23 protein-coding genes and 2 tRNA genes are annotated in these 25,097 nt (G+C 52.7%); 1 reads left to right on the plus strand and 24 read right to left on the minus strand.

Going from position 1 to position 25,097, the window contains the following annotated elements; genetic code table 11:
- Positions 1–88: 88 nt before the first annotated feature.
- From IEV29_RS04510 to IEV29_RS04590, 17 genes are all read right to left on the minus strand, one after another.
- A tRNA-Pro gene (locus tag IEV29_RS04510) sits at positions 89–165 on the minus strand.
- A 60-nt stretch (positions 166–225) separates the two neighbouring features.
- Positions 226–615, minus strand: coding sequence for a MerR family transcriptional regulator (locus tag IEV29_RS04515; protein ID WP_188380050.1), 390 nt, complete (start codon positions 613–615; stop codon positions 226–228).
- 3 nt (positions 616–618) lie between these two features.
- Positions 619–1,035: an integration host factor subunit alpha gene (locus IEV29_RS04520; protein WP_188380051.1), complete on the minus strand. Its 417-nt coding sequence runs from the start codon at positions 1,033–1,035 to the stop codon at positions 619–621.
- Between the two features lie 20 nt (positions 1,036–1,055).
- Positions 1,056–3,485, minus strand: a complete 2,430-nt coding sequence (gene pheT / locus IEV29_RS04525; protein ID WP_188380052.1) for a phenylalanine--tRNA ligase subunit beta — start codon at positions 3,483–3,485, stop codon at positions 1,056–1,058.
- Between the two features lie 96 nt (positions 3,486–3,581).
- The gene (gene pheS / locus IEV29_RS04530) at positions 3,582–4,598 is read right to left on the minus strand and encodes a phenylalanine--tRNA ligase subunit alpha (RefSeq protein WP_188380053.1); all 1,017 of its coding nucleotides are present in this window, start codon (positions 4,596–4,598) and stop codon (positions 3,582–3,584) included.
- A 141-nt stretch (positions 4,599–4,739) separates the two neighbouring features.
- Positions 4,740–5,099, minus strand: a complete 360-nt coding sequence (rplT, locus tag IEV29_RS04535; RefSeq protein ID WP_188380054.1) for a 50S ribosomal protein L20 — start codon at positions 5,097–5,099, stop codon at positions 4,740–4,742.
- 23 nt (positions 5,100–5,122) lie between these two features.
- A complete protein-coding gene (gene rpmI / locus IEV29_RS04540) occupies positions 5,123–5,320 on the minus strand; it encodes a 50S ribosomal protein L35 (RefSeq protein WP_188381073.1) in 198 nt (65 codons plus the stop codon).
- Between the two features lie 155 nt (positions 5,321–5,475).
- A complete protein-coding gene (gene infC / locus IEV29_RS04545; protein ID WP_373464206.1) occupies positions 5,476–6,003 on the minus strand; it encodes a translation initiation factor IF-3 in 528 nt (175 codons plus the stop codon).
- A 54-nt stretch (positions 6,004–6,057) separates the two neighbouring features.
- A complete protein-coding gene (thrS, locus tag IEV29_RS04550; RefSeq protein WP_188380055.1) occupies positions 6,058–7,965 on the minus strand; it encodes a threonine--tRNA ligase in 1,908 nt (635 codons plus the stop codon).
- A gap of 248 nt (positions 7,966–8,213) precedes the next feature.
- The gene (rfbC, locus tag IEV29_RS04555) at positions 8,214–8,759 is read right to left on the minus strand and encodes a dTDP-4-dehydrorhamnose 3,5-epimerase (protein ID WP_188380056.1); all 546 of its coding nucleotides are present in this window, start codon (positions 8,757–8,759) and stop codon (positions 8,214–8,216) included.
- On the minus strand, positions 8,756–9,649 hold the full coding sequence (gene rfbA, locus IEV29_RS04560) for a glucose-1-phosphate thymidylyltransferase RfbA (RefSeq protein ID WP_229726323.1): 894 nt from the start codon (positions 9,647–9,649) through the stop codon (positions 8,756–8,758). Before rfbA ends, rfbC begins: the two co-directional genes overlap by 4 nt.
- On the minus strand, positions 9,630–10,550 hold the full coding sequence (gene rfbD / locus IEV29_RS04565) for a dTDP-4-dehydrorhamnose reductase (RefSeq protein WP_188380058.1): 921 nt from the start codon (positions 10,548–10,550) through the stop codon (positions 9,630–9,632). The genes rfbA and rfbD overlap by 20 nt, the downstream gene beginning before the upstream one ends.
- Positions 10,547–11,626 carry a dTDP-glucose 4,6-dehydratase gene (rfbB, locus tag IEV29_RS04570; protein WP_188380059.1) on the minus strand — a complete coding sequence of 360 codons (1,080 nt, stop codon included), beginning with the start codon at positions 11,624–11,626 and terminating at the stop codon, positions 10,547–10,549. Before rfbB ends, rfbD begins: the two co-directional genes overlap by 4 nt.
- Before the next feature lie 261 nt (positions 11,627–11,887).
- A tRNA-Val gene (locus IEV29_RS04575) sits at positions 11,888–11,964 on the minus strand.
- A 61-nt stretch (positions 11,965–12,025) separates the two neighbouring features.
- Complete coding sequence (locus IEV29_RS04580) at positions 12,026–14,299, minus strand: RelA/SpoT family protein (protein ID WP_188380060.1); 2,274 nt, start codon at positions 14,297–14,299, stop codon at positions 12,026–12,028.
- Positions 14,300–14,410: 111 nt separating this feature from the next.
- Positions 14,411–15,274, minus strand: a complete 864-nt coding sequence (locus IEV29_RS04585) for an alpha/beta fold hydrolase (RefSeq protein WP_188380061.1) — start codon at positions 15,272–15,274, stop codon at positions 14,411–14,413.
- A 61-nt stretch (positions 15,275–15,335) separates the two neighbouring features.
- Complete coding sequence (locus IEV29_RS04590) at positions 15,336–16,112, minus strand: SDR family oxidoreductase (protein WP_188380062.1); 777 nt, start codon at positions 16,110–16,112, stop codon at positions 15,336–15,338.
- Positions 16,113–16,268: 156 nt separating this feature from the next.
- Between IEV29_RS04590 and IEV29_RS04595 the strand changes: the two genes are divergently transcribed.
- Positions 16,269–17,948: an electron transfer flavoprotein-ubiquinone oxidoreductase gene (locus IEV29_RS04595; RefSeq protein ID WP_188380063.1), complete on the plus strand. Its 1,680-nt coding sequence runs from the start codon at positions 16,269–16,271 to the stop codon at positions 17,946–17,948.
- Between the two features lie 42 nt (positions 17,949–17,990).
- Here the strand turns inward: IEV29_RS04595 and IEV29_RS04600 are convergent, their stop codons facing one another.
- The 7 genes from IEV29_RS04600 to IEV29_RS04630 form a co-directional block, all read right to left on the minus strand.
- Complete coding sequence (locus IEV29_RS04600; RefSeq protein ID WP_188380064.1) at positions 17,991–18,554, minus strand: NUDIX domain-containing protein; 564 nt, start codon at positions 18,552–18,554, stop codon at positions 17,991–17,993.
- A 26-nt stretch (positions 18,555–18,580) separates the two neighbouring features.
- Positions 18,581–18,886 (minus strand): DUF2818 family protein, encoded by a 306-nt coding sequence (locus IEV29_RS04605; protein WP_188380065.1) that lies wholly within the window; start codon positions 18,884–18,886, stop codon positions 18,581–18,583.
- Between the two features lie 18 nt (positions 18,887–18,904).
- A complete protein-coding gene (nuoN, locus tag IEV29_RS04610) occupies positions 18,905–20,389 on the minus strand; it encodes an NADH-quinone oxidoreductase subunit NuoN (protein WP_188380066.1) in 1,485 nt (494 codons plus the stop codon).
- 108 nt (positions 20,390–20,497) lie between these two features.
- Positions 20,498–21,988, minus strand: coding sequence for an NADH-quinone oxidoreductase subunit M (locus IEV29_RS04615; RefSeq protein ID WP_188380067.1), 1,491 nt, complete (start codon positions 21,986–21,988; stop codon positions 20,498–20,500).
- A 21-nt stretch (positions 21,989–22,009) separates the two neighbouring features.
- Positions 22,010–24,100 carry an NADH-quinone oxidoreductase subunit L gene (gene nuoL / locus IEV29_RS04620; RefSeq protein WP_188380068.1) on the minus strand — a complete coding sequence of 697 codons (2,091 nt, stop codon included), beginning with the start codon at positions 24,098–24,100 and terminating at the stop codon, positions 22,010–22,012.
- A 28-nt stretch (positions 24,101–24,128) separates the two neighbouring features.
- A complete protein-coding gene (gene nuoK / locus IEV29_RS04625; protein WP_373868088.1) occupies positions 24,129–24,437 on the minus strand; it encodes an NADH-quinone oxidoreductase subunit NuoK in 309 nt (102 codons plus the stop codon).
- A 10-nt stretch (positions 24,438–24,447) separates the two neighbouring features.
- The gene (locus IEV29_RS04630; protein ID WP_188380070.1) at positions 24,448–25,089 is read right to left on the minus strand and encodes an NADH-quinone oxidoreductase subunit J; all 642 of its coding nucleotides are present in this window, start codon (positions 25,087–25,089) and stop codon (positions 24,448–24,450) included.
- Positions 25,090–25,097 lie beyond the last annotated feature (8 nt).

Here is a 25,097-nt window from a genome sequence, read left to right on the forward strand (position 1 = left end):
TTCCTAAAAAACGGCAATTTTCTTGTGAGATAGGTGAGTCAAAAACAAAAAAGGCTACATCCTTGACGAATGTAACCTTTCGATTTTTTGGTCGGGACGGTGTGATTCGAACACACGACCCCTTGCACCCCATGCAAGTACGCTACCAGGCTGCGCTACGCCCCGACGAGCCGGGAATTATAGCAGAGCGACATCTAGTTTTGCCATCGTCCTGCATCGCCAAGCTCACTTCAACAGCGCCAGAATGCTTTGCAGCTCGGTACGAATCGCCGTCAGTTGGGCGCTTTGCGCTTGAGCCTCTTCCTGCACAACGACATCATCTGCATTCGCATCATGAATACGGCTGTCCAGCTTGTTACGCGCGCCACTGATGGTAAAGCCCTGTTCATACAGCAGCTCACGGATGCGACGAATCAGCAAGACCTCATGGTGCTGGTAGTAGCGGCGGTTGCCGCGACGCTTGACCGGCTTGAGTTGTGTGAACTCCTGCTCCCAGTAGCGCAAGACGTGCGGTTTGACGCCACACAGATCGCTGACTTCACCAATGGTGAAGTAACGTTTGGCGGGGATCGGTGGCAAGACCACCGGTTCCGGTTTATTGAGACGTTCTGTCATCTATCAGGCTGGCGTCTGCGTCACGGCATGTTGCGTAGTGTCTTCCACCATACCCTTGAGTTTTTGACTGGCGTGGAAGGTGACGACACGGCGCGCCGTGATAGGAATCTCTTCACCGGTTTTAGGATTACGACCAGGACGTTGCGGCTTGTCGCGCAACTGGAAGTTGCCAAAACCAGAAAGCTTGACCGATTCACCCCGCTCCAGGGCATCACGAATCTCATCAAAAAAAGTCTCGACCATATCCTTGGCTTCGCGCTTGTTGAGGCCAACTTGCTCGAACAGCAACTCTGCCAGCTCGGCCTTGGTCAGGGTCGGGAGATCTTTTTCTGCCTGCGAGCGCACCTGAGACTCGAGCATGGCCCGGTTCAGGTCGGCTGTCAGTACGGATTGAAGTTCTGCTGAATTCACGTCATTCATCATTGTGTTTCCCTGCTGCGTCAAGCGCGCAATCTGGCACCAAGATGCTTACCTGCCGCAGCGACAAATGCGTTCATGGCAGCATCAACCAGATCGTCCTGCAGGGTCGTTTGAGTATCTTGCAAGGTGAAGCGGAAAGCAAGGCTTTTTTCATCTGCCTCCAATCCTTTGCCACGATATTCATCAAATAAAACAACCACTTGCAAAATCTTGCATGCTGGATTAGCCGCTTTCTCCGCATCGAAAACGTCGAGCAATTCCTGCATGCTGACATGCTGCTTAACCACCAAAGCGAGGTCGCGCGTGACAGCCGGAAACTTGGAAATTTCCTTGTACACGGGCAGCCCGACTTCTTGTAATGCAGCCGCTTCGATTTCGAACAGAACAGGCGCCAGCGGCAAATCATATTTTTGCTGCCAACGAGGATGCAGCTCACCAATCACGCCAATTTGTTTGCCATCGAGCAGGACGTGGGCGGCACGCCCCGGATGCAGGGCAGGATGATCGCATTTGGCGAAAGTGGGTTTCTTCGGCGCCAGCAGTGCTTCCAGATCCGCCTTGACATCAAAGTAGTCGACGTTGCGCGCACCCTGTCCCCATTGTTCGTCGGCAATCGGACCATAGGCAATCGCGGCAACATGTTTGGGCTGATCAAAACCGGCAACAGACAATGGACCGTCTTCCTTGACTGTATTACGCAAATAGACAGCACCAATCTCGAACAGACGGATACGGCTAACCTTGCGATTCAGGTTATAGCGCACGTTGGCGATCAGACTGCCGACCATGGAGGAACGCATGACACTCATCTGACTTGCAATCGGATTGAGCAGACGGATCGGATCGGTATTGGCGGCGAAATCTGCTTCCCATGCCTGTTCGACGAAACTGTAGTTCACCACTTCCTGATAATCGGCATCGGCCAACTGGCGACGAATCGTGAACAACGAACGTTTGTTTTCCGGTGCAATGCGCATCGCATTGGCAGCAACCGGCGGCAAGGCCGGGATATTCTCGAAGCCGTAGACACGAGCGATTTCCTCGATCAGATCTTCTTCAATCTCGATATCGAAGCGATACGAAGGCGGTGTCACAGAGAATGTACCGTCACCTTGGGTAAAGGCAAGTCCCAGACGCTTGAAGATGTCTGCAATCTGATCATCATTCAACGCCACGCCGATCACCTTGGCCGCACGTGCGGTGCGCACGGCCACCGCAGCACGCGCCGGTTGATTGACGATGTGGTCATCGACAGGACCGACAACTGTCTTACCAGCTTGTCCGCAAATTTCGATGATCAATGCCGTGATGCGCTCGATACGTTCCACCGTCGCGGCAAAATCGACACCTCGCTCGAAACGATGCGCTGCATCGGTCGAGAAATTGAAACGACGGGCGCGCCCCTGAATTGCATTCGGATACCAGAAAGCCGCTTCCAGATAGATGTTCTGAGTGTCGAGCGACACCGCCGTGGCATCACCACCCATGATGCCGGCGAGCGATTCGATTTCCTTGTCATCGGCAATGACGCCGATCCACTCGTCAATCGCCACCGTATTGCCGTTCAAGAGCTTCAGCGATTCGCCTTGCTTGCCCCAGCGCACCGTCAGGCCGCCTTGGATCTTGTCCAGGTCAAACACGTGCGTCGGCTGGCCCAGCTCCAGCATGACATAGTTGGAGATGTCGACCAATGCCGAAATCGGACGCTGGCCGCTACGCTCCAGACGTTGTTTCATCCATTCCGGTGTTTGCGCCTCGGCATTCAAACCACGAATGATACGGCCCGCAAAACGACCACAGAGATCCGGCGCATCGATACGAACTGGCAGCACATCACTGATCGTTGCCGCAACGGGCTGATAGCTTGGCGCTTTCAGTGTCGAACCGGTCAAGGCAGCCACTTCGCGCGCCACGCCCAACACCGACAGACAATCCGCCTTATTCGGTGTCAGCTTGATCGTGAACTTCAGATCATTAAGCTGGTAATAGTCACGGAAATTCTGTCCGACTGGCGCATCCGATGGCAAATCCATCAAGCCGCCCTGCTCATCCGACAGCTTGAGCTCTTTCGCTGAACACAACATGCCTTGCGATTCGACACCGCGCAATTTACCAAGCTTGATGTTGAATGGCTTGCCATCCTCGCCCGGCGGCAAAACGGCACCGACCATCGCACAGGCGACCTTCATGCCGACACGCACGTTTGGCGCACCGCACACGATGTTGAGCAACGTACCGGTGCCAGCATCAACCTGACAGACATTCAGGCGGTCTGCATCCGGGTGCTTGGCAATCTCGCGTACTTCAGCCACAACGACGCTGGAAAATGGCGGCGCAACCGGTTCGACTTCCTCGACTTCCAGACCCGACATCGTCAACATGTGCGCCAACTCATCCGACGTCATGTTCGGATTGACCATCGTACGCAACCAGCTTTCGGAAAATTGCATGATTTAAAAACCTTTTGCCACAAACATCACAAATACAAAAAAGGAATGCAGATCTGCGCGCGCAATGCATACGGCATCGCGCAACCTGCCCACCGTTTAATTGAACTGCTTCAGGAAACGCAAATCGCCTTCGTAGAACAGACGCAGATCGTTGATGCCATAACGAAGCATCGTCAGGCGCTCGAGGCCCGAACCGAAGGCAAAACCGATGAACTGTTCCGGATCAAAACCCATATTGCGCAGCACGGTCGGATGCACCTGACCAGCGCCTGACACTTCCAGCCAGCGCCCTTTGAGAGGACCGCTGCCAAAAGCGATATCGATCTCTGCCGATGGCTCTGTGAATGGGAAATAGGATGGACGGAAGCGCACTTGCAAATCATCCGTCTCGAAGAAGGCTTTGACGAAGTTGAGGTACACGCCCTTGAGATCGGCGAAGCTGACATTCTCGTCGATCCAGAGACCCTCGACCTGGTGGAACATCGGCGAATGCGTCGCATCACTGTCGACCCGATAGGTACGGCCAGGCGCGATCACGCGAATGGGCGGCTTGTTCATGCGGGCATAACGCACCTGCATCGGACTGGTATGGGTACGCAGCAGCAAAGGCTTGCCAAGTGTATCGTTTCCTTCAATGTAGAAGGTGTCCTGCATTGAACGCGCTGGATGGTTTTCCGGGCTGTTCAATGCGGTGAAGTTGGTCCAGTCGTTTTCAATTTCGGGACCATCTGCCACATCGAAACCGATTGAGCCGAAAATTTCCTCAACGCGCTGCCAGGTGCGCATTACGGGGTGAATACCGCCGGTGCCACGACCGCGACCAGGCAAGGTGACATCGATGGCTTCTGCATTCAGACGTGCTTCCATCTGCGCATTCGAGAGCGCATCACGACGCGCTGTCAGTGCCTGTTCGATTTTTTCCTTGGCCGCGTTGATAACGGCACCTTGCGCCTTGCGTTCTTCAGGTGCCAGCTTGCCGAGGCTCTTCATCTGCTCGGTGATCTGCCCGGTCTTGCCGAGATATTTTGCTTTGGCATTTTCCAGAGCGGCCGCATCGGGTGCAGCGGCAAAATCGGTCTGGGCTTGCGTGACGAGTTGATCTAGAAGATTCATGCGGTTTGTTTTCGCCTTATGAATAAAAGCCGAAAAGGAATGCAAAAGTGGAACAAGAAAATAAAACGGGGCATAGGTATGAACCCTGCCCCGCGATATTGCTGCGCCGTCCGCAGACGACGCGTGCGATCACAACACTACTTAAGCAGCGATGTTGGCTTTCACCTGATTGACGATTGCAGCAAATGCTGGCTTGTCCATCACGGCCATATCTGCCAGAACCTTACGGTCCAGTTCGATGGAAGCGCGTTTCAGGCCATTCATGAACTTGCTGTAGGTCAGGCCATGTTCACGCGATGCTGCATTGATACGGGTGATCCACAGAGCGCGGAATACACGTTTCTTGTTGCGACGATCACGGTAAGCATACTGACCAGCACGCATGACAGCTTGCTTGGCAATACGATAAACCTTGCTGCGGCGACCACGATAGCCTTTGGCTTGGTCAAGAACTTTTTTATGGCGGGCCCGTGCGGTAACCCCACGTTTAACTCTAGGCATGATTGCTCCTTGGGATTATGAGGTTAGGCGGACGGCATCATTGCACGGATCGAGTTCATGTTTGTTTCATGAACACCGACTGCACCGCGCAGCTGACGTTTGTTCTTGGTGGTTTTTTTGGTCAGGATGTGACGCTTGAACGCTTGACCGCGTTTCACGGTTCCACCCGGACGGACACGAAAGCGCTTTTTGGCGCTGCTTTTCGTTTTCATTTTAGGCATGACACTCATCTGTCCTTTTTCGGACAGCTCCATTTTGTATGATTGCAGGTGGCAACAATTTCGTTACACTTGGATGCCTGCTCTCACTTGTTATGCAGCAGAATCGAGTCCACTGCTATTTGCACTGATTGCCATGATGGCAATCAGTACGAATCTTATTTTTTCTTCTTCGGCGCGATGACCATGATCATCTGACGCCCTTCCATCTTAGGAAACTGCTCGACCTGACCATAAGGTTCCAGATCCGCTTTTAGACGCTCCAGCATACGCATACCGATGTCCTGGTGAGCCATCTCACGACCACGGAAGCGCAAGGTAATTTTGGTCTTGTCGCCGTCTTCCAGAAACTTCACCAGGTTACGCAGCTTGATGTTGTAATCACCATCATCGGTACCAGGTCGGAATTTGACTTCCTTGACCAGAATGACTTTCTGCTTCAGCTTGGCTTCGTGTGCCCGTTTTTGCTCCTGATACTTGAACTTACCGTAATCCATCAGACGAGCAACTGGTGGCTGCGCATTTGGCGCAATCTCGACCAGATCGACGTTGGCTTCTTCCGACAGGCGGAAGGCCTCGGCCAGACTCACAATACCAAGCGGCTCGTTGTCGACGCCGCTCAAACGCAATTCAGGCGCTGTAATTTCACCGTTGATTCGATGAGACTTGTCAGTAGCTATCGCAATTTCCTTTAAAAATCAAATAATTAAGCCGTGCTTTCGCGCAATGGGTTTTATCCCTCAGGCTTTGGTTTCGACCTCATCTTTGAGGCGCTTCACCAATTCATCGACAGGCATTACACCCAAGTCGACGTTCCCTCGCGCTCGCACGGCCACTGTACCTGCGTCCCGCTCTTTATCGCCAATCACAATGATATACGGCAGCTTCTGAACGGAATGCTCGCGTATTTTATAGGTAATCTTCTCATTACGCAAATCAAGCTGCACTCTAAACCCTTGTTTTTTCAGGTTTTGTGCAACATCACGTGCGTAATCAGCCTGCGCGTCAGAGATATTCAGCACGGCAACCTGCACAGGTGCCAGCCATAACGGCATTGCACCCGCATGATTTTCGATCAAGATTCCGATGAAACGCTCAAGCGAGCCCACGATCGCACGATGCAGCATGACAGGCGTCTTCTTGGTGTTATCCACATCGACATACTCCGCACCCAGGCGCTGCGGCATGAAAAAGTCGACCTGCATAGTGCCAACCTGCCAAGGACGACCCAGACTGTCTTTCAGGTGATACTCGATCTTCGGGCCGTAGAACGCACCCTCGCCTGGCAATTCCGTCCAGGTCACACCGCATGAACGCAACGCAGTACGCAGTGCATCTTCGGCTTTATCCCAGATTTCATCCGTACCGATCCGATTTTCCGGACGCAATGCAATCTTGACATCGATATTGGTGAAACGAAAATCTTCGTAGACCTTCATTGCCTGCGGATGGAAAGCCATCACCTCCGACTGAATCTGTTCTTCGGTACAGAAGATATGTCCATCGTCCTGCGTAAAGCCGCGTACGCGCATCGTGCCGTGCAATGCACCTGAAGGTTCGTTGCGATGGCATTGACCAAACTCGCCGTAGCGCAACGGCAAATCACGGTAGCTGCGTAGATCCGAGTTGAAAATCTGCACATGACCTGGACAGTTCATGGGCTTGAGCGCGTAAGAACGGTTTTCGGATTCCGTCACGAACATGTTTTCGCGATAGTTGTCCCAATGTCCTGTCTTCCCCCACAGGCTGGCGTCCAGAATCTGTGGCGCCTTCACTTCCTGATAATCGTTGATTTGATAGGCATGACGCATGTACTGCTCGACCTGTTGCCAGATTGTCCAGCCTTTGGGATGCCAGAAAATCAGTCCTGGCGCTTCATCCTGGAAGTGGAAGAAGTCGAGTTGCTTGCCGAGTTTGCGGTGGTCGCGCTTTTCCGCCTCTTCCAGCATATGCAGGTATTGCTCCTGCTCTTCTTTCTTTGCCCACGCCGTGCCGTAGATACGTTGCAGCATCTCATTCTTGGAGTCGCCACGCCAATAGGCACCGGCCAACTTCATGAGTTTGAAGACCTTGAGTTTACCGGTTGACGGCACGTGCGGACCGCGGCATAGATCAGTGAAGCTGCCTTCGGCGTAGAGCGACACATCCTCATTGGCAGGAATCGAGGCAATGATCTCCGCCTTGTAGTGTTCACCGATCGATTTGAAGTACGCGACGGCCTCATCACGTGGCAATACCTTGCGCGTGACTTGCTCATCCCTTTTTGCCAATTCGGTCATTTTCTTTTCAATCGCCGTCAGATCATCCGGCGTGAAAGGACGCTTATAGGAAAAGTCGTAGTAAAAACCGTTGTCGATCACCGGACCGATTGTCACCTGCGCCTCAGGGAACAATTCTTTGACTGCGTAAGCCAACAGATGCGCAGTCGAGTGACGAATGACATCCAACCCTTCAGCATCCTTGTCTGTAATGATGGCCAGATCGGCGTCCTGCTCGATCAGAAAGGACGTATCAACCACCTTGCCATCAACCTTGCCAGCGAGTGCTGCCTTGGCCAAACCCGTACCGATATTGGCTGCTACCTGCGCCACTGTTACGGCAGAATCAAACTGACGTTGCGAACCATCCGGAAGTCTTACGGTAACCATCTATTTCTCCAGTGCCGTTCTTTACTGTGGCACATCATTGCAATCAAAATTCAGACGAAAAAAAACGCGGACCAGCCGCGCATCTTCACAAACTGTCAAAGGCCGATTGGCGTTACATAACAAACTGCAAGTTGCTAGTTCGCGGTGTCATAACCATGGTGCCTTTCTCGACCTTATACAAAATTGATAAATGGCGGACGTTATTGCCATATTCGAAGCTCGTGATTGTACCAGAAACGATACCGCTATCATTCAAACACTTCCGCAGCATCCAGCGATAATCCTTGCTGATCTTTTAGGGAGAGTCTGGGCTCTCCTGAAATTTGCCAATCGATGCCAATCGCCGGATCGTTCCATGCAATACAACGCTCATACTGCGGCGCGTAATAATTCGTTGTTTTGTACAGAAAATCCGCTGATTCGCTCAAGACGATGAAACCGTGGGCAAAGCCGGCCGGTATCCACAGTTGCCGATGATTAAATTCACTTAGCTCCGCACCAACCCATTTGCCAAAAGTTGGAGAACTTTTTCTTATATCAACCGCAACATCAAATACGACGCCTCTGATGACACGCGTCAATTTGCCTTGGGGTTTCTGAATTTGATAATGCAACCCGCGCAGGACATGCTTTGCACTGCGGCTGTGATTATCTTGAACAAATACTTCGTTCCTTCCTACCGTTTGACCGAATGCATTTTGGTTGAAACTTTCAAAAAAAAAGCCGCGTGCGTCCCCAAACACATTCGGTTCGATGAGCATAACCTCCGGTATATCCAACTTGGTAACGATCATGCAAAGACCTTTTCGCTCAAGATACGAAGAAGATACTGACCATAATCATTCTTTCTCAACGGTTGCGCCAACGCTTCGAGCTCCACGCTATTAATCCATCCGCTGCGCCACGCAATCTCTTCAATACAAGCTATCTTCAAGCCCTGTCGACGCTCCAGCGCAGCGATGAACTGGCCCGCATCCATTAAACTCTCGTGCGTTCCTGTGTCCAGCCATGCGTAGCCACGCGCCAGGATTTTTACGGTGAGTTGCCCTTGCTCCAGATAGACCTGATTAAGATCCGTGATTTCCAATTCCCCTCGTGCACTTGGCTTGATGGATTTTGCAATATCAACGACCTTTTCGTCATAGAAATACAACCCGGTCACTGCATAATTACTTTGGGGATTGATCGGCTTTTCCTCGATGCTCGTGGCCTTACCAGTGGCATCGAATGCAACAACACCATATCGCTCAGGATCGAGTACATGATAGGCAAACACCGTCGCACTGGCTTGATCGTTGTTTGCCTCCTGCAGCACACGCGACAGATCGTGTCCATAAAACAGGTTATCTCCGAGCACCAATGCACTTGGATGTCCGTCCAAATATTTTTCGCCGATAATAAAAGCCTGCGCCAATCCATCTGGACTGGGCTGCACGGCATACTCCAGATGCATCCCCCACTGACTACCGTCACCGAGCAATTGCTCGAATCGAGGCAAATCCTGGGATGTGCTGATAATCAGCACATCCCGGATTCCAGCCAGCATCAGGGTACTCAAGGGGTAATAAATCATCGGCTTATCGTAAACAGGCAGCAGCTGTTTACTGATCGCCAATGTTGCCGGATGCAAGCGCGTACCCGAGCCGCCCGCCAGAATAATGCCCTTACGTTTTTTCATCGTCATATCCATTGATGCCGGAGATCTCCTGCAACATACGCAATACGCCGGTCTGCCATTGCGGCAACACAAGACCAAACGTCTGCTGCAGTTTTCTGGTATTGAGCCTTGAGTTATGCGGTCGCGTTGCCGCAGTTTGAAATGCACTGGTTGGCACAGCCTGAATTTTCTCGCCAGTCGCCTTGAGCCGCACACCCATTCGGAGCGCTTCCTCAATCACAAAAGCGGCATAACCATGCCATGTCGTACACCCACCCGCAACCAAATGATAGAGACCGGCCTTTTCCGGGCTATGCAACGCCTGAAGAATCGCATGCGCAGTAATATCGGCCAGCAAATCTGCCCCGGTCGGTGCGCCAAACTGGTCATTGATGACTGATAGAGAATCTCGCTCTTGCGCCATGCGCAGCATCGTCTTAGCAAAATTGCCACCGCGGGCACCATAGACCCAGCTCGTGCGAAAAATCAGATGGCGTGAGCAATATTGGGAAACCAGCCGCTCGCTCTCCAGCTTCGTCTGCCCATACACATTCAGAGGAACAGCCACATCGTCTTCTTGCCATGGTGTCTCGCCACTACCATCAAACACATAATCCGTTGAGTAATGGACCAACAGTGCGCCCACCTGTTCGGCAACTTGGGCCAATACGCCAGGCGCAACAGCATTGACCGTACGGACAATTGCACTTTCAGTCTCAGCCTTGTCAACTGCAGTGTGCGCGGCCGCATTCACAATCACGTCAGGCCGCAGTTGCAATACCGTTTGCTTTAATCCTTCCGGTTGCAAGAAGTCGCCACAATAGTCACGACTATTCGCATCAAGCGAAATCAGGTGCCCCAGAGATGCAAGGCTACGCTGCAGCTCCCAACCCACCTGTCCATTCTTCCCAAATAGAAGGATTTTCATGCTGTAGCCGTTTTCACACTGGCGCTATATTGTTGCTGCATCCATTCACGGTACGCCCCGCTTTGCACGTTCTCAACCCATGTCGGGTTGGCCAGATACCAGTCGACGGTTTTACGAATACCGGTATCCAGTGTTTCTGCGGGCTTCCAACCCAATTCTTGTTCAATTTTACTTGCGTCGATTGCGTAACGACGATCATGTCCCGGACGATCCTGCACATGCGTAATTTGCTCTGAATATGAACTGCCATCATGCCGAGGATGCAAATCGTCCAGCAAAGCACATATCGTATGCACGATCTCGATATTCGGCTTCTCGTTCCAGCCACCGATGTTGTATGTCTGCCCCACCAGCCCGGCTTCAAGCACGCGGCGTATCGCACTGCAATGATCTTTGACATATAACCAATCGCGAATCTGCATGCCATCACCATAGACCGGTAACGACTTGCCGGCCAAGGCATTGACGATCATCAACGGAATCAACTTTTCGGGAAAGTGATAAGGCCCGTAATTGTTACTGCAATTTGTCGTCAGGACCGGCAAACCATACGTGTGATGCCAGGCACGCACGAGATGATCACTCGCTGCCTTGCTCGCGGAATAGGGGCTGTTAGGTTCGTATTTATCGGTTTCTGCAAATGCAGGAGCAGTAGCAGTCAGACTGCCATATACCTCATCGGTAGAGACATGCAGGAAGCGAAATGCCGCGCGCTCCCTATCTGGCAATTCATTCCAGTAGACCCGCACTGCCTCCAGCAACCGAAAGGTACCAACGACATTGGTCTGAATGAAATCTTCAGGACCACAGATGGAACGATCCACATGACTTTCGGCTGCAAAATTGAGTACGGCGCGCGGACGATAGCTTTTCAACAGCGCAAGAACTGCATCGTAATCGCCAATATCCGTCTGTGAAAAAACATGACGGCTGTCTCCTTGCAGACTGAGCAAATTATGCATATTGCCGGCATATGTCAGCTTGTCTACATTCAGAACGGGCTCTTCACTCTGCGCCAACCAGTCGAGGACAAAATTTGCGCCGATAAATCCAGCGCCACCCGTTACCAAAATCATTCTTTCATCCTTATTCTTTAGTGCATCAGGGATGTCTGGGCAAATTTACCATTCTTGATGGCCGACATGCAGAGATAACGTGAACGGCATGCAATACCAACCGGAACCGCTTCAAGCTATGGGGACTGAATATTGCAAAAAAACAATCTGATGACTGCCATCTTATACAAGATGACGAAGAGAAAGAACAAAAAAAATGGAAGCCACAAGGCTTCCATTTTGTACTGCTTAACGCCTGACTCGGGTTCAAACGTTTTGTGTTGGTAGGCACGATTGGACTCGAACCAACGACCCCTACCATGTCAAGGTAGTGCTCTAACCAGCTGAGCTACGCGCCTAAAGAAGCGAGATTATAACCAGAGAAAAATGGTTTGCCTAGTGCTTCCCCGAAATTTTTCGTTAGTGCCGTTTTGCTTCCAGCACGCCATTTACTTCGCCAATGATATTTAATGCTTTCTGCAACTGCGCAGTCGAGCCGATCTCGGCCGTAAATGCCATGCGTGCCTGACCTTTTGAACTCTGCGTACTCACACCAATGACATTGATCTTCTCGCGCAGGAAGATATCGGAGATATCGCGCAGCAATCCCTGCCGGTCCGCCGCCAGCACGAAAATATCAACCGGGTAAACGGTGCTGCTCGATGCGCCCCACTCGGTCTGGATGACACGCTCCGGCGCCTTCTTCTGCATCTCCAGATAATTTTTGCAGTCGGAGCGATGAATCGACACGCCTTTGCCTCGCGTGACAAATCCAACGATCTCATCTGGTGGCGCGGGTTTGCAGCAGCGTGCCAATTGCGTCATCAAGCCATCCGTTCCGACGACCAGCACGCCTGATTTGGCTCCTTGCACCACGCTGGATGCACGGCTCTTGCGCGCGATGACGGCATCTTCATCTGTCAGACGTGGTGCATTGGGATCTTCCCCACGCAGTGCCAGCTCGATAGCGCGCAGGCCAAACTCATCTTTGCCGACTGCCAGTAACAAATCGTCCAGTTTGACGAAGCCCAAAGTATGCGCAAGGTCTTCCAGATTGATCGATGTCTTACCTTCTCGCTGCAGAACTTTGTCCACCAGCGCCCGACCGTGCGCCAGGGTCTCCTGCTGATCAATGGCGTTGAACCATGCGCGGACTTTGGCGCGTGTACGTGAACTGGCGGCATAACCTGCTGACAACCAGTCACGCGATGGGCCGACACTGATGCCGTTACCGCCTTTGGCCGTGATGATCTCGACTGTCTGCCCGCTTTTCAGTTGCGTATTCAGTGGCACCAGCGCGCCATCGACGCGCGCGCCGCGGCAGCGGTGGCCGACGTCGCTATGCAAATGATATGCAAAGTCGATCGGCGTGGCGCCGTAAGGTAATTCGATCACGCGTGCCTGAGGCGTCAGTACATAAATGCGGTCATCCAGCGATGCCGACTTGAGCTTTTCCACCCAGTCGCGATGCACATCTTCCTGGCTAACGACAGCATCGACCACCTCGCTCTTCCACGCCAGCAACTGCCGCAACCAGGCGATTTTTTCATCGTATTTCTGACCGGTGAAGTTGGAATTGCCTGCTTCCTTGTAGCGCCAGTGTGCCGCCACACCGTATTCGGCAAATTCGTGCATGTCCTTGGTACGGACCTGCACCTCCAGTGGCCGACCGTCTTCTGCGACAACCACCGTATGCAGAGACTGGTATCCATTCGGCTTGGGGCGTGCAATGTAATCGTCAAATTCAGCCGGCATCGGTGTCCAGATGTTATGAACGATCCCCAGCACGGTGTAGCAACTCTTGATGTCGTCGACAATGACACGGAAAGCACGCACGTCATACAGATCGGCAAACTCGATATCCTTGCCACGCAATTTGCTCCAGATACTGTAGATGTGCTTGGGACGACCATATACCTCAGCCTTAATCCCCGCTGCGGCCATCTCGGACTCCAGGCGCTTGATGGAGTTGGCAACGAATGCCTCACGCTCGACACGTTTTTCTTCAAGAAGCGAAGCAATCCGTCGATAGGAATCCGGCTCGAGGAAGCGGAAGGACAAATCCTCCAGCTCCCACTTCAGCTGCCAGATACCCAGACGATTGGCGAGTGGCGTGTAAAGATCAAATGTCTCTCTTGCGTATTGGCGCGAACGCTCATTCTGCAATTTTCGGTCGGCAAAATAACGTAGGGTCGCCACGCGTGAAGCCAGGCGAACAAGGACGGCACGCATATCGACTGCCATGGCAAGCAGCATCTTGCGCAAGACTTCAAGCTGTGCTGCCGCTTCCTGCGCCGCATTCTTGTTACGTTGAATCTCGTTTTGCACGAATGTCTGCTCATGCAAACGCATCAGTTGCCGCACGCCATTCACCAGTTCGGCCACGCCCGTCCCAAACAGCTCTTCAATCCTGGCTGCTGCATCGGCATCGATCACAGGCAATTCGAACAACAGTGCAGCAATACGCGTATCGGCATCCGTTTCGATCTGCGCCAGAATACTGGCGACCGTTTCGGAAAATTGATAGGTATCCTGTCCGCTTTCGACCACGCCTTTATCAGCCGAAATCTTGTGACCTTCGTAAAAAGGCTTGACGAAATTCAGCGCAGTCAGCACGCGCAGACCATCCTGCTCACTTAAATCGGAGCAAAGCAATTCTCGCGTATCAGCTTGCGTAGAAACAGTGGAAACCATTCACATTCCAAATGCGACAGAAGCGTCGCTAACGTCGGCAAGTATACCGTGCTGGCTGATGGCAAGGCGGAATTCCGGCATGAATAATCTTGCCCCCCCTGCCGGCTCACATCACGACAGCAGAAATTCACAAACCGGATCAATCTGCGACGGCACCAGTAAAGTCGGCGCATGCCCCACATCCGGCAACTCAAGTAATTGTGCGCGCGGACCGCGACGCGTCATTTCTTCTGCCGTTTCCCGCGACAAGAGATCCGAATGCACGCCCCGCAAGAGCAAGGTCGGGCAACGAATCGCATCATAGACATCCCATAACAGCTTTTGTGATGCCTGCACACTCTCCATGGTCATCGCCTTGAAAGGAATAGCAAGCGCCGCATCGTAGGTAAAGCACCAGCCACCTTCGCTTTCCTTCAGCACATCCGTCGCCAGCTTGCGCCACTGGTATTCGTCATGCATACCGAATGAGGCAGAAATGGCCTTTACATAAGCGAGTGCTTCGTCAAAAGAGGGGAAATGCGGTGACTGACCGATGTACTCGGCAATACGCGTCATCGCTGCGGCATTCAACGACGGGCCAATATCGTTCAACACCAACTTACCGATCAGATTGGCCGGTTGTACTGCCAGCACCATGCCGATCAAGCCACCCATCGATGTGCCGACCCAGTGCACACGCTCGACATCCAGACGCGCAATCAATGTCACCACATCGGCAACATATTGCGGAATAGCGTAGTACTGCGGGTCACGTAAATGATCGGAGCGTCCGCGGCCAACGATGTCCGGACAAATCACACGATAACGATCACACAGACGAGATGCCAGCACGTCGAAATCGTCGGAAACCCGTGTGAGTCCGTGTGCACAAACCAGCACATCCGGGTTGGCCGGATCGCCCCATTCTTTGTAGGCCATGCGATGCAGGCCTGCAGGCGATAAGCAATAAACGTAACGAATCACGGGATTTGTCATGGCGACACGCACGAAGGAAAATCAGATTGCACACATTTACGGAGGTGCAATTTCAGACTTCTTATTGCACACCCATACCGTCATCTGCGTTCATGATCGCACCATTGATGAAATGCGACTCTTCGGCAGCCAGCAACAGAAGCAAGCCATCCAGGTCTTCTGGTTTACCAATTCGCTTTCTCGGCAAGGTATTGATCAGCTGTCGCCCCTGTTCACTGCTGAAGTGATCGAGATTGATTTCCGTACCGATATAGCCCGGACAAATCGCATTGACGTTGATGCCAAATTGCCCCCACTCCAGCGCCATCGATTTGGTCATCTGGATGACAGCTGCCTTGCTCATGCAGTACACAGCCAATTCTGGCACCACACGCTGACCGGCTAATGAGGCGATATTGATGATGCGGTGCTGCTTACGCGCATCCCCCTTGTAGCGAAGAATCATGCGCTTGGCGACTTCCTGCGCGACAAAAAAGGCACCACGCTGATTGGTATCGGTGACATATGCATAGTCTTCCGGCGTGACGTCAATCAAGCGCTGGCTGCTCGATACACCGGCATTGTTGACCAGAATATCGATTGCACCGGCTTCTGTTTCCGCATGCGCTACCGCAGATTTGATGCTGGCGTAATCGGTCACGTCCAGCGCAACGACGTGCGCAGCGCCGCCTTCTGCCTCGATCTCGGCACGCAACTCCTTCAGATGATCGATCCGGCGCGAAGCCAGAATGACCTGCGCCCCCGCCATGGCCAATACTTTGGCAAAGCGTGCGCCCAATCCGCTGGATGCACCGGTAATCAAAGCGACCTTGCCTTCAAAATTGACTTCTACACCCACGTGATCCCCTGTCTTTTAAGAATAATGGTTTGCAACTGGGCAGAAAAAAACCTGCCGGAAACGGTATCATTACACGAAAGTTACGCAACACGCAGTTAGCCCGGAAACACTGCCTGTTTCCCAGCCATCCGTCGCATAGGAAATTTGATTTTGAACATGACGTCCAGCTCCTCCTCTCTCCTCGAACAATACGGCCCGCGTGAGGCGATGGAATACGATGTGGTCATCGTAGGTGGTGGCCCTGCCGGCCTGGCGGCTGCAATCCGTCTCAAGCAGCGCGCCGCAGAAACGGGTGGTGATATTTCCGTATGCGTTCTTGAGAAAGGGAGTGAGCTCGGTGCGCATACGCTTTCTGGTGCGGTCATGGATCCGCGGGCTCTGAGCGAGCTGTTTCCTGACTGGAAGGAACGTAATGCGCCACTGAAGACAGCCGTCACCGAAGACCGATTCCTGTTCCTGACCAAAGACAAGGCGTACAAAACACCCAACTTCATCCTGCCGGCCTGCTTACAGAATCATGGCAACTATGTCATTTCGCTTGGCAACGTCGTGCGCTGGCTGGGCGAACAGGCCGAAGCACTGGGCGTGGAAATCTTTCCCGGCTTTCCGGCGGCTGAAATACTGTACGACGAGCAAGGTGCTGTAAAAGGCGTTGCGACTGGCAATATGGGCGTCGGCAAGGATGGACGGCCGACCGATGCCTTCCAGCTTGGCATGGAGCTACACGCCAAGTACACGCTGTTTGCAGAAGGAGCGCGTGGCAATCTGGGGCGTCAGTTAATCGAAGGCTTCAAGCTCGATGCAGGCAAGGCACCGCAGAGCTACGCAATCGGCATCAAGGAATTGTGGGAAATCGATCCCGCCCTGCATCAGCCAGGGCTCGTGATCCATACCGCTGGCTGGCCGCTGAGCAATGACACGTATGGCGGCTCGTTCCTGTATCACCTGGAAGACAATCAGGTCGTGGTCGGCTACGTCGTTGGTCTCGGTTACGCCAATCCCTACCTATCGCCATTCGAGGAATTTCAGCGTTACAAAACGCATCCGGAAATCAGTCGCTTCTTCAAAGGTGGCAAACGCGTTTCCTATGGTGCCCGTGCCATCACCGCTGGTGGGCTGCAGGCATTGCCGAAAACCGTCTTTCCGGGTGGTGCGCTGCTTGGTTGCGATGCTGGTTTTCTCAATGGCAGTCGCATCAAGGGGAGCCATGCCGCGATCAAGACGGGCATGCTGGCGGCCGATGCTGCCTTCGATGCCGTGTCGCAGGGTCGTCAGAACGATGAACTGCTTGCCTATCCGGCTGCCTTCGAGCAATCGTGGCTCAAGGAAGAACTGCACGTTGCACGCAACTTCAAGCCCATGATGAGCAAAGGTCTGATAACGGGTACCTTGTTGTTCGGCATTGATCAACTTGTCTTCAAAGGCAAAGGTCCGTGGACGCTGACCAATACGCATGCCGACCATACGGCTCTGCGACCGGCCTCGGAGTTTGCACCGATCGTTTATCCGAAACCGGACAACGTATTGACGTTCGACCGTCTGTCATCGGTCTTTCTGTCCAATACCAATCATTCGGAAGATCAGCCCCCGCATCTGACACTCAAAGACCCTTCGATTCCGGTGAAGGTCAATCTTGCCACGTACGCGGGACCTGAGGCGCGCTATTGTCCGGCTGCCGTCTATGAATTCGTAAAAGACGATACCAATCAAGACAGCCTGCAGATCAATGCGCAGAACTGCGTGCACTGCAAGACGTGTGATATCAAGGACCCGATGCAAAACATCGTGTGGGTCACCCCGGAAGGTGGCGGCGGGCCCAATTATCCGAATATGTGATGACAGCAACAAAAAGCCGCGCATTGCGCGGCTTTTTGTTGCTTAGCGACCGATAGGCTGCCAGCCTCCGGAAAGAATTTTTTCCAGCCAGAACGAGCCAATGATCGTTTTTACATCCGTAATCTGCCCCGAACGGACCCACGATGTTAATTCTTGTGGTGTGCAATCAAAGACATCCAGAAACTCTTCTTCATCCAGTTTGCGTTCACCTGCCGTCAATCCACGGGCAATGTAGATATCCAGGGATTCATCCGAGTAGGCTATCGCATTATGAATCTTGCAGACAAATTTCCAGTCGGTTGCCGTATAACCAGTCTCTTCTAGCAACTCACGTTTGGCACACACAAGCGGATCTTCACCCGGATCGATCTTCCCCGCAGGAAATTCGATAAAAACCTGTCCGACTGGATAGCGATACTGCCGTTCAAGCAGCAGTCTGCCATTGTCGAGCACCGGAAGGATCACGACCGCTCCCGGATGCGGTATATATTCCCGCGTCGCGGCATTTCCGTTTGGCAGACGCACCGTATCTTTGATGACCTTTAGAAACGAGCCATCGTAGACAAGCGCGCTATCGATTTTCGTTTCTTTCAAATGATCATCCATGCCAACTCCTCGCCATTACAGCGCGCTCAGCGCTTTTGTCTGCGCATATAACGCATCACGAATCCCGGATAGGCAAAAACCAGAAACAGGCATCCCGTAACGACATAAAATTCCCATCCCTGGGAAAACACGTTACCCATCCTTGCTTCCAGCAAATACGCAACCAGACCAACAAAAAAATAGAGAACGAACAGTTCAAATAGCCGCAACCAAACGGACTTCACAGCCCGTTTGGTTGGAATGACGGCAAAAACCCGTTCATTGAAGAATGGAACGTTGGCACAGAACAGTGCCAACAAAATGATGAACCAGCCTGCTAGTGAGACATCCACTGAAACCGGCTATCCGGATCAGGCTGCCAGCGTTCTGGCAATCGCTGCAGCACAGACAGCCATCAACGGGCCTGGCAACAAGCCCAAGGCCAAGACAGCCACCCCATTGGCACTCAGTGCAATACCAACATCTGGCGTTACTGCCAGCTTTTCAGTCTGGGTAGGTTCGTCAAAGTACATGACCTTGACGACGCGCAGATAGTAGAACGCACCGATCAGGGAGAACAGCACAGCGAAGATCGCAAGCCAGATCTGGCCATTGGCAACAACACTTTGCAGAACCGACAATTTTGCATAGAAGCCGACGACTGGCGGCACGCCTGCCAGCGAGAACATGAACAACAGCATGACCAGCGCAAACCATGGGCTGCGTTGGTTCAGGCCCTTGAAGTCATCAATGTTTTCGGCTTCAAAACCGGCACGCGACAGCAGCATGATGATGCCGAACACACCCAGCGTCGTCATGACATAGGTAATCGAATAGAACATGGCAGCGCCGTAGCCGTTCGTTACGGAACCATCCGGTGCCGTAATCACGCCCGACAACAGACCAAGCAAGACGAAGCCCATTTGCGAAATCGTCGAATAGGCCAACATGCGTTTGATGTTGGTCTGCATGATCGCAGTCACGTTACCAATCGCCATCGACAACACAGCCAAGATGGTCAGCATTTGCTGCCAGTCGATCGACAAGGCTGGCAGCGCTTCCACCAGCAAACGAATCGTGATGGCGAAGGTTGCCAGCTTTGGTGCACCACCCAGCAACAGAGTGACAGCCGTTGGCGCGCCTTGATAAACGTCAGGTACCCACATATGGAACGGTACGACACCGAGTTTGAATGCCAGACCTGCCACCACGAATACAAGCCCCAGCACCAGAACAGGCTTGTTCACTGCACCGGTACCAATTGCCTGGGCGACTTCGGTCAGGTCAAGCGAACCGGTTGCGCCGTACAGCATCGAGATGCCGTAGAGCAGGAAACCGGAAGCCAGTGCGCCCAGAATGAAATATTTCATTGCCGCTTCGGTCGAAATAGCGTGATCGCGACGGATTGCGACCAGTGCGTACAGCGACAGCGACATCATTTCCAGACCGAGGTAGATGATCAGGAAATTGTTAGCCGAAATCATGACCATCTGACCCAGCAGCGAGAACAAGGCCAAGATATAGAACTCACCGCCCTTGAAGCCACCGATCATGTCACGCTGACTTGCGTACCGGCGCGAATAGACCAGAGTCAACGCAACGGCAAGATAGGAAAACAGTTTCAGAATGTCCGACATCGGATCGGCCACGAACATGTTATTGAAGGTGTAGACCGTTTCGCCGTTACCGAGGCTGCTGAAGGTAATGAGACCGCACACACCCATCGCAACGATCGACAGAACGTAGGTAATGTTGCGTTTGACATCCTTCGTGAACAGATCAACCAGCAGAATTACGGAAATCGCAATTGCCAGAAAGATTTCAGGAAGAGCCGGTATCAGATTCAAGTTATTCATGTTGTCGCGATTGTTATGCGTTCAGTTGCGCGGTTGCGGTTGTTATGACGAAATTCCCCGCCGTTACATCAGCCGCAGCGGACTCCACTGCGGTGCGCTCATCATTCATTAATTGAGCTTGGAAACCGAAACATGCTGCAGCAGATCGGAAACCGAGGTTTGCATCACATCAGTAAATGGCGCCGGGTACAGACCCATCACCAGCGTACAGATCGCGAGGACACCCAGCATCAGGAATTCACGCTTGTTCAGATCCGTCATTTCAGACACGTGATGGTTGGTAATCTCGCCAAAAATCACGCGTTTTGCCAGCCACAGCGAATAGGCTGCGCCGAGAATCAGAGCCGTTGCTGCCAGCATGCCGATCCAGAAGTTATATTCGACTGCACCCAGAATCACCATGAACTCACCGACGAATCCGGAGGTCGCTGGCAAGCCCGCATTTGCCATCGAGAACAGAATGAAGAACGCAGCAAAGCGCGGCATCACATTCACAACACCGCCGTATTGAGCGATTTCACGTGTATGCATGCGGTCATATAACACACCGATACACAGGAACATGGCGCCGGATACAAAACCGTGCGAGATCATTTGCACGATAGCGCCCTGCACTGCCATGTCGTTGAACATGAAGAAGCCCAACGTTACAAAACCCATGTGCGCGATCGACGAATAGGCGACCAGCTTTTTCATGTCTTTCTGTACCAGTGCGACCAGACCAACATAGATCACGGCAACCAGCGACAAGGTAATCATGAAGCCGGACAGATAGTGACTTGCGTCCGGTGCAATCGGCATCGAGAAACGCAGGAAGCCATAAGCCCCCAGCTTCAGCATGATCGCTGCCAGCACAACCGAACCACCGGTAGGCGCCTCGACGTGTGCATCAGGCAACCAGGTATGCACTGGCCACATCGGGACCTTGACAGCAAATGCCATCAGGAATGCCAGGAATATCAGAATCTGTTCGTTCATCTGCAATGGCAGCGCATGCCATGCCAGGATGTCAAAGCTGTTTCCGGACTGGAAGTACAGATACAGCATTGCCACCAGCATCAGCAGCGAGCCCATGAAGGTATAGAGGAACAGCTTGATCGACGCGTACACGCGGTTTGCACCACCCCAGACACCAATGATGATGAACATCGGAATCAGGGTCGACTCAAAGAACACGTAGAACAGCATGCCATCCAGTGCACAGAACACGCCGATCATGATGCCGGACAGGATCAGGAATGAACCCAGATACTGCGAAACGCGTGTTTCGATCACTTCCCATGCAGCGACCACGACAAAGATCGTGATGAATGCGGTCAGTACAACAAACCACATCGACATGCCATCAACACCCAGCGAGTAGTTGATATTGAAAATCTCGATCCAGCTGTGCTTTTCGACAAACTGCATGCCATGCGCCGCCTTGTCGAAACCGCTGATCAGCGGCAACGTCACAAGGAAGCTGACGATCGAACCGATCAGCGATACGCCACGGGACAAGCCGGGATTCTCATCACGACCAATCGCAAGTACAAGGACGCCAAACGCAATCGGCAACCAGATCGCGAGACTCAAAATAGGAAATGTAGACTGCATCATATTTTTATTTGCTTCGCTAACTTATTTGGCGAACGATGGGAATGGCAGGAAGTAAATCAGGAAACCCAGCACACCGAGAATCATGACAAACGCGTAGTGATAGATGTAACCGGTCTGCAGCACGCGAATGACACGCGAGAACCAGCCCACCGCCTTGGCACTGCCATTGACGATCAGACCATCGATCAGAGTCTTGTCGCCCACATTGGACAAACCACCACCGAGCATACGTGCACCACCCGCCCAGAAGAATTCGTTGAACTTGTCCATGTAGTACTTGTTCTCGAGCAGCGTGTGGATCGCACGGAACTTGTTATAGAACCATGCAGGTACACGCGGATTAACCATGTAGCAGTAGTACGCAGCAACCACACCCGCCAGCGCCAGCCAGAATGGTGCCGTCTGCAGACCGTGAATGGCCATTGCCATTGCGCCGTGGAACATTTCGTTCAACTCAGCCATGCCACCATGCTTAGGATCGACAAAGATCACGTCCTTGAAGAACGTTCCGTGCAGCATTGGCTCGATCGCAATGTAACCGATGAAAACCGAAGGAATCGCCAGCAGAATCAGCGGCAGCGTGACCACCCATGGCGACTCGTGCGGCTTCTGACCTGGGGCCAGACCATGGTGTTCGTCATGGGCATGGTCATCGTGTGCATGATCATCATGAGCGTGGTCGTCGTGACCGGCCTTGGCATGTGCGTGATCATCGTGATGTGCATGCTCTTTACCAAAACGCTCTTCACCGTGGAACACGAGGAAGTACATACGGAACGAGTAGAACGCCGTCACGAAAACGCCAGCCAGCACGGCAAAGTTGGCAAAGCCCGAACCCCAGATATGCGTTGCGTGCACAGCTTCGATGATGCTGTCCTTCGAGTAGAAGCCCGAAAACAGTGGTGTACCGATCAGTGCCAGCGAACCCAGCAACGACGTGATCCAGGTGATTGGCATGTATTTACGCAAGCCACCCATATTACGAATATCCTGGTCGTGGTGCATACCGATGATGACCGAGCCCGCAGCAAGGAACAGCAGCGCCTTGAAGAATGCGTGGGTCATCAGGTGGAATACGGCAACCGAGTAAGCCGATGCACCAAGTGCCACCGTCATGTAACCGAGCTGCGACAGCGTCGAGTAGGCAACCACGCGCTTGATATCGTTCTGGATAATGCCCAGAAAGCCCATGAACAACGCAGTGATCGAACCGATAACGAGGATGAACGACAAGGCTGTATCCGACAGTTCGAACAATGGCGACATACGCGACACCATGAAGATACCTGCGGTAACCATGGTTGCGGCGTGAATCAGCGCGGAAATCGGGGTTGGGCCTTCCATCGAATCAGGCAACCACACGTGCAGCGGGAACTGAGCCGATTTACCCATCGCACCGATGAACAGGCAGATACAGGCCACCGTAAGCAATGCCCAGTCGGTGCCTGGCAGCGACAGCGTCGCGAGTTGTTCTTTCTTCGCAAAGACTTCTGCGTAGTCCATCGAACCGGCGTAAGCCAGCAACAGGCCGATACCGAGAATGAAGCCGAAGTCACCGACACGGTTGACCAGGAACGCCTTCATGTTCGCAAAAATTGCCGTTGGCTTTTTGTACCAGAAACCGATCAGCAGATACGAAACCAGACCCACTGCTTCCCAACCGAAGAACAGTTGCAGGAAGTTGTTGCTCATGACAAGCATCAGCATGGAGAACGTAAACAGCGAAATATACGAGAAGAAACGGTTGTAGCCCTCGTCTTCTTCCATGTAACCGATCGTGTAGATGTGAACCATCAGCGACACGAATGTCACGACACACATCATCATTGCCGTCAGACTGTCGACCAGAAAGCCAACTTCCATCTTCATCCCGGCAACCGTCAACCAGGTGTAGACGCTACCGTTGAAGGTCGCGCCATCCATCACCTGCATGAAGGTATGGGCAGACAGAATGAACGAGATCAACACACCGAGAATGGTCACGGTATGGGCGGTCTTGCGACCGATCAGATTGCCAAAAAATTTGGTACCAAACAGGCCGGCGATCATGGAGCCGACGAGCGGCGCCAGAGGTACGACCAGAAGGAGGTTAGGGTTAAGTTGCCCCGCCATGATGAACCTTATTCGTTATTGTTCGGAATCAGCCTTTGAGGCTATCGAGATCTTCTACATTCACGGTATCCAAGGTACGGAACAGCGATACCAGGATAGCCAAACCAATTGCAGCTTCAGCAGCAGCGACGGTCAGGATGAAGAAGACGAAAATCTGACCTGCCGCGTCGCCCAGAAAGTAGGAAAACGCCACAAAGTTCATATTCACCGCCAACAGCATCAATTCGATGGCCATCAGCAAGATGATGATGTTCTTGCGATTCAGAAAAATACCGACTATCGAGATCGCGAACAGAATCGCGCCGAGAATCAGATAGTGAACGAGCGATAACTCCACAACACTCCCCTTATTTTTGTTCTGCCGACGGTGCAGCGGATTGATCGTCGCCATTTTGGCGTGGCTCTGCCTTCATCTTCACGACGCGGACACGGTCGGAAGCGCGCACACGAACCGCATCGCCCGGCGCAAAGTATTTGCTGTCCTTGCGTTTGCGCATGGTCAGCGCGACCGCAGCAACCATACCGACCAGCAGCAGCAAGCCTGCCAGTTCAAATGCATACAGATAATCCGTGTAAATCAGTTTGCCGAGTTCCTTGGTATTGCCGATCATATCGGCGCCTGCTGGCACTTCGACATGCGACTTCCAGAAGCCCTGGAACAACACACCGGCCATCATCAGAACAATTACCGCACCGATACCGGCAGCCAGTGGCAAGTAACCCCAGAAGCCTTCACGCAGCTTGCTGAGCTTGATATCCACCATCATGACCACAAATAGGAACAGAACCATAACGGCACCGACATACACCAGCACCAAGACGATCGACAGGAATTCTGCCTTGATCAGCATCCACAAAGCGGATGCTGCCGCAAATGTCAGCACGAGATACAACGCGGCATGCACCGGGTTGCGATCAGTGATGACTCGCAAAGCAGCGAACACGAGGATCGTTGCGAATGCGTAGAAAAGAAAGGTTGTAAAGTCCATAGTCAGCC

This window comes from Oxalicibacterium faecigallinarum, assembly GCF_014635705.1.
Classification (GTDB): Bacteria; Pseudomonadota; Gammaproteobacteria; order Burkholderiales; family Burkholderiaceae_D; genus Oxalicibacterium; species Oxalicibacterium faecigallinarum.

Bases quoted from the DNA above. Each gene is read 5' to 3' on its own strand.
- nuoL (WP_188380068.1), bottom strand. From the start codon at position 24,100: ATGGCGGGGCAACTTAACCCTAACCTCCTTCTGGTCGTACCTCTGGCG.
- rfbB (WP_188380059.1), bottom strand. From the start codon at position 11,626: ATGATTTTGGTAACGGGTGGCGCTGGATTTATCGGCGCAAATTTTGTC.
- IEV29_RS04585 (WP_188380061.1), bottom strand. From the start codon at position 15,274: ATGACAAATCCCGTGATTCGTTACGTTTATTGCTTATCGCCTGCAGGC.
- rpmI (WP_188381073.1), bottom strand. From the start codon at position 5,320: ATGCCTAAAATGAAAACGAAAAGCAGCGCCAAAAAGCGCTTTCGTGTC.
- IEV29_RS04595 (WP_188380063.1), top strand. From the start codon at position 16,269: ATGACGTCCAGCTCCTCCTCTCTCCTCGAACAATACGGCCCGCGTGAG.
- IEV29_RS04630 (WP_188380070.1), bottom strand. From the start codon at position 25,089: ATGGACTTTACAACCTTTCTTTTCTACGCATTCGCAACGATCCTCGTG.
- rfbC (WP_188380056.1), bottom strand. From the start codon at position 8,759: ATGATCGTTACCAAGTTGGATATACCGGAGGTTATGCTCATCGAACCG.
- nuoN (WP_188380066.1), bottom strand. From the start codon at position 20,389: ATGAATAACTTGAATCTGATACCGGCTCTTCCTGAAATCTTTCTGGCA.
- IEV29_RS04515 (WP_188380050.1), bottom strand. From the start codon at position 615: ATGACAGAACGTCTCAATAAACCGGAACCGGTGGTCTTGCCACCGATC.
- thrS (WP_188380055.1), bottom strand. From the start codon at position 7,965: ATGGTTACCGTAAGACTTCCGGATGGTTCGCAACGTCAGTTTGATTCT.
- pheS (WP_188380053.1), bottom strand. From the start codon at position 4,598: ATGAATCTTCTAGATCAACTCGTCACGCAAGCCCAGACCGATTTTGCC.
- rfbD (WP_188380058.1), bottom strand. From the start codon at position 10,550: ATGAAAATCCTTCTATTTGGGAAGAATGGACAGGTGGGTTGGGAGCTG.
- rplT (WP_188380054.1), bottom strand. From the start codon at position 5,099: ATGCCTAGAGTTAAACGTGGGGTTACCGCACGGGCCCGCCATAAAAAA.
- IEV29_RS04615 (WP_188380067.1), bottom strand. From the start codon at position 21,988: ATGATGCAGTCTACATTTCCTATTTTGAGTCTCGCGATCTGGTTGCCG.
- IEV29_RS04580 (WP_188380060.1), bottom strand. From the start codon at position 14,299: ATGGTTTCCACTGTTTCTACGCAAGCTGATACGCGAGAATTGCTTTGC.
- rfbA (WP_229726323.1), bottom strand. From the start codon at position 9,649: ATGACGATGAAAAAACGTAAGGGCATTATTCTGGCGGGCGGCTCGGGT.
- pheT (WP_188380052.1), bottom strand. From the start codon at position 3,485: ATGCAATTTTCCGAAAGCTGGTTGCGTACGATGGTCAATCCGAACATG.
- IEV29_RS04520 (WP_188380051.1), bottom strand. From the start codon at position 1,035: ATGAATGACGTGAATTCAGCAGAACTTCAATCCGTACTGACAGCCGAC.
- IEV29_RS04600 (WP_188380064.1), bottom strand. From the start codon at position 18,554: ATGGATGATCATTTGAAAGAAACGAAAATCGATAGCGCGCTTGTCTAC.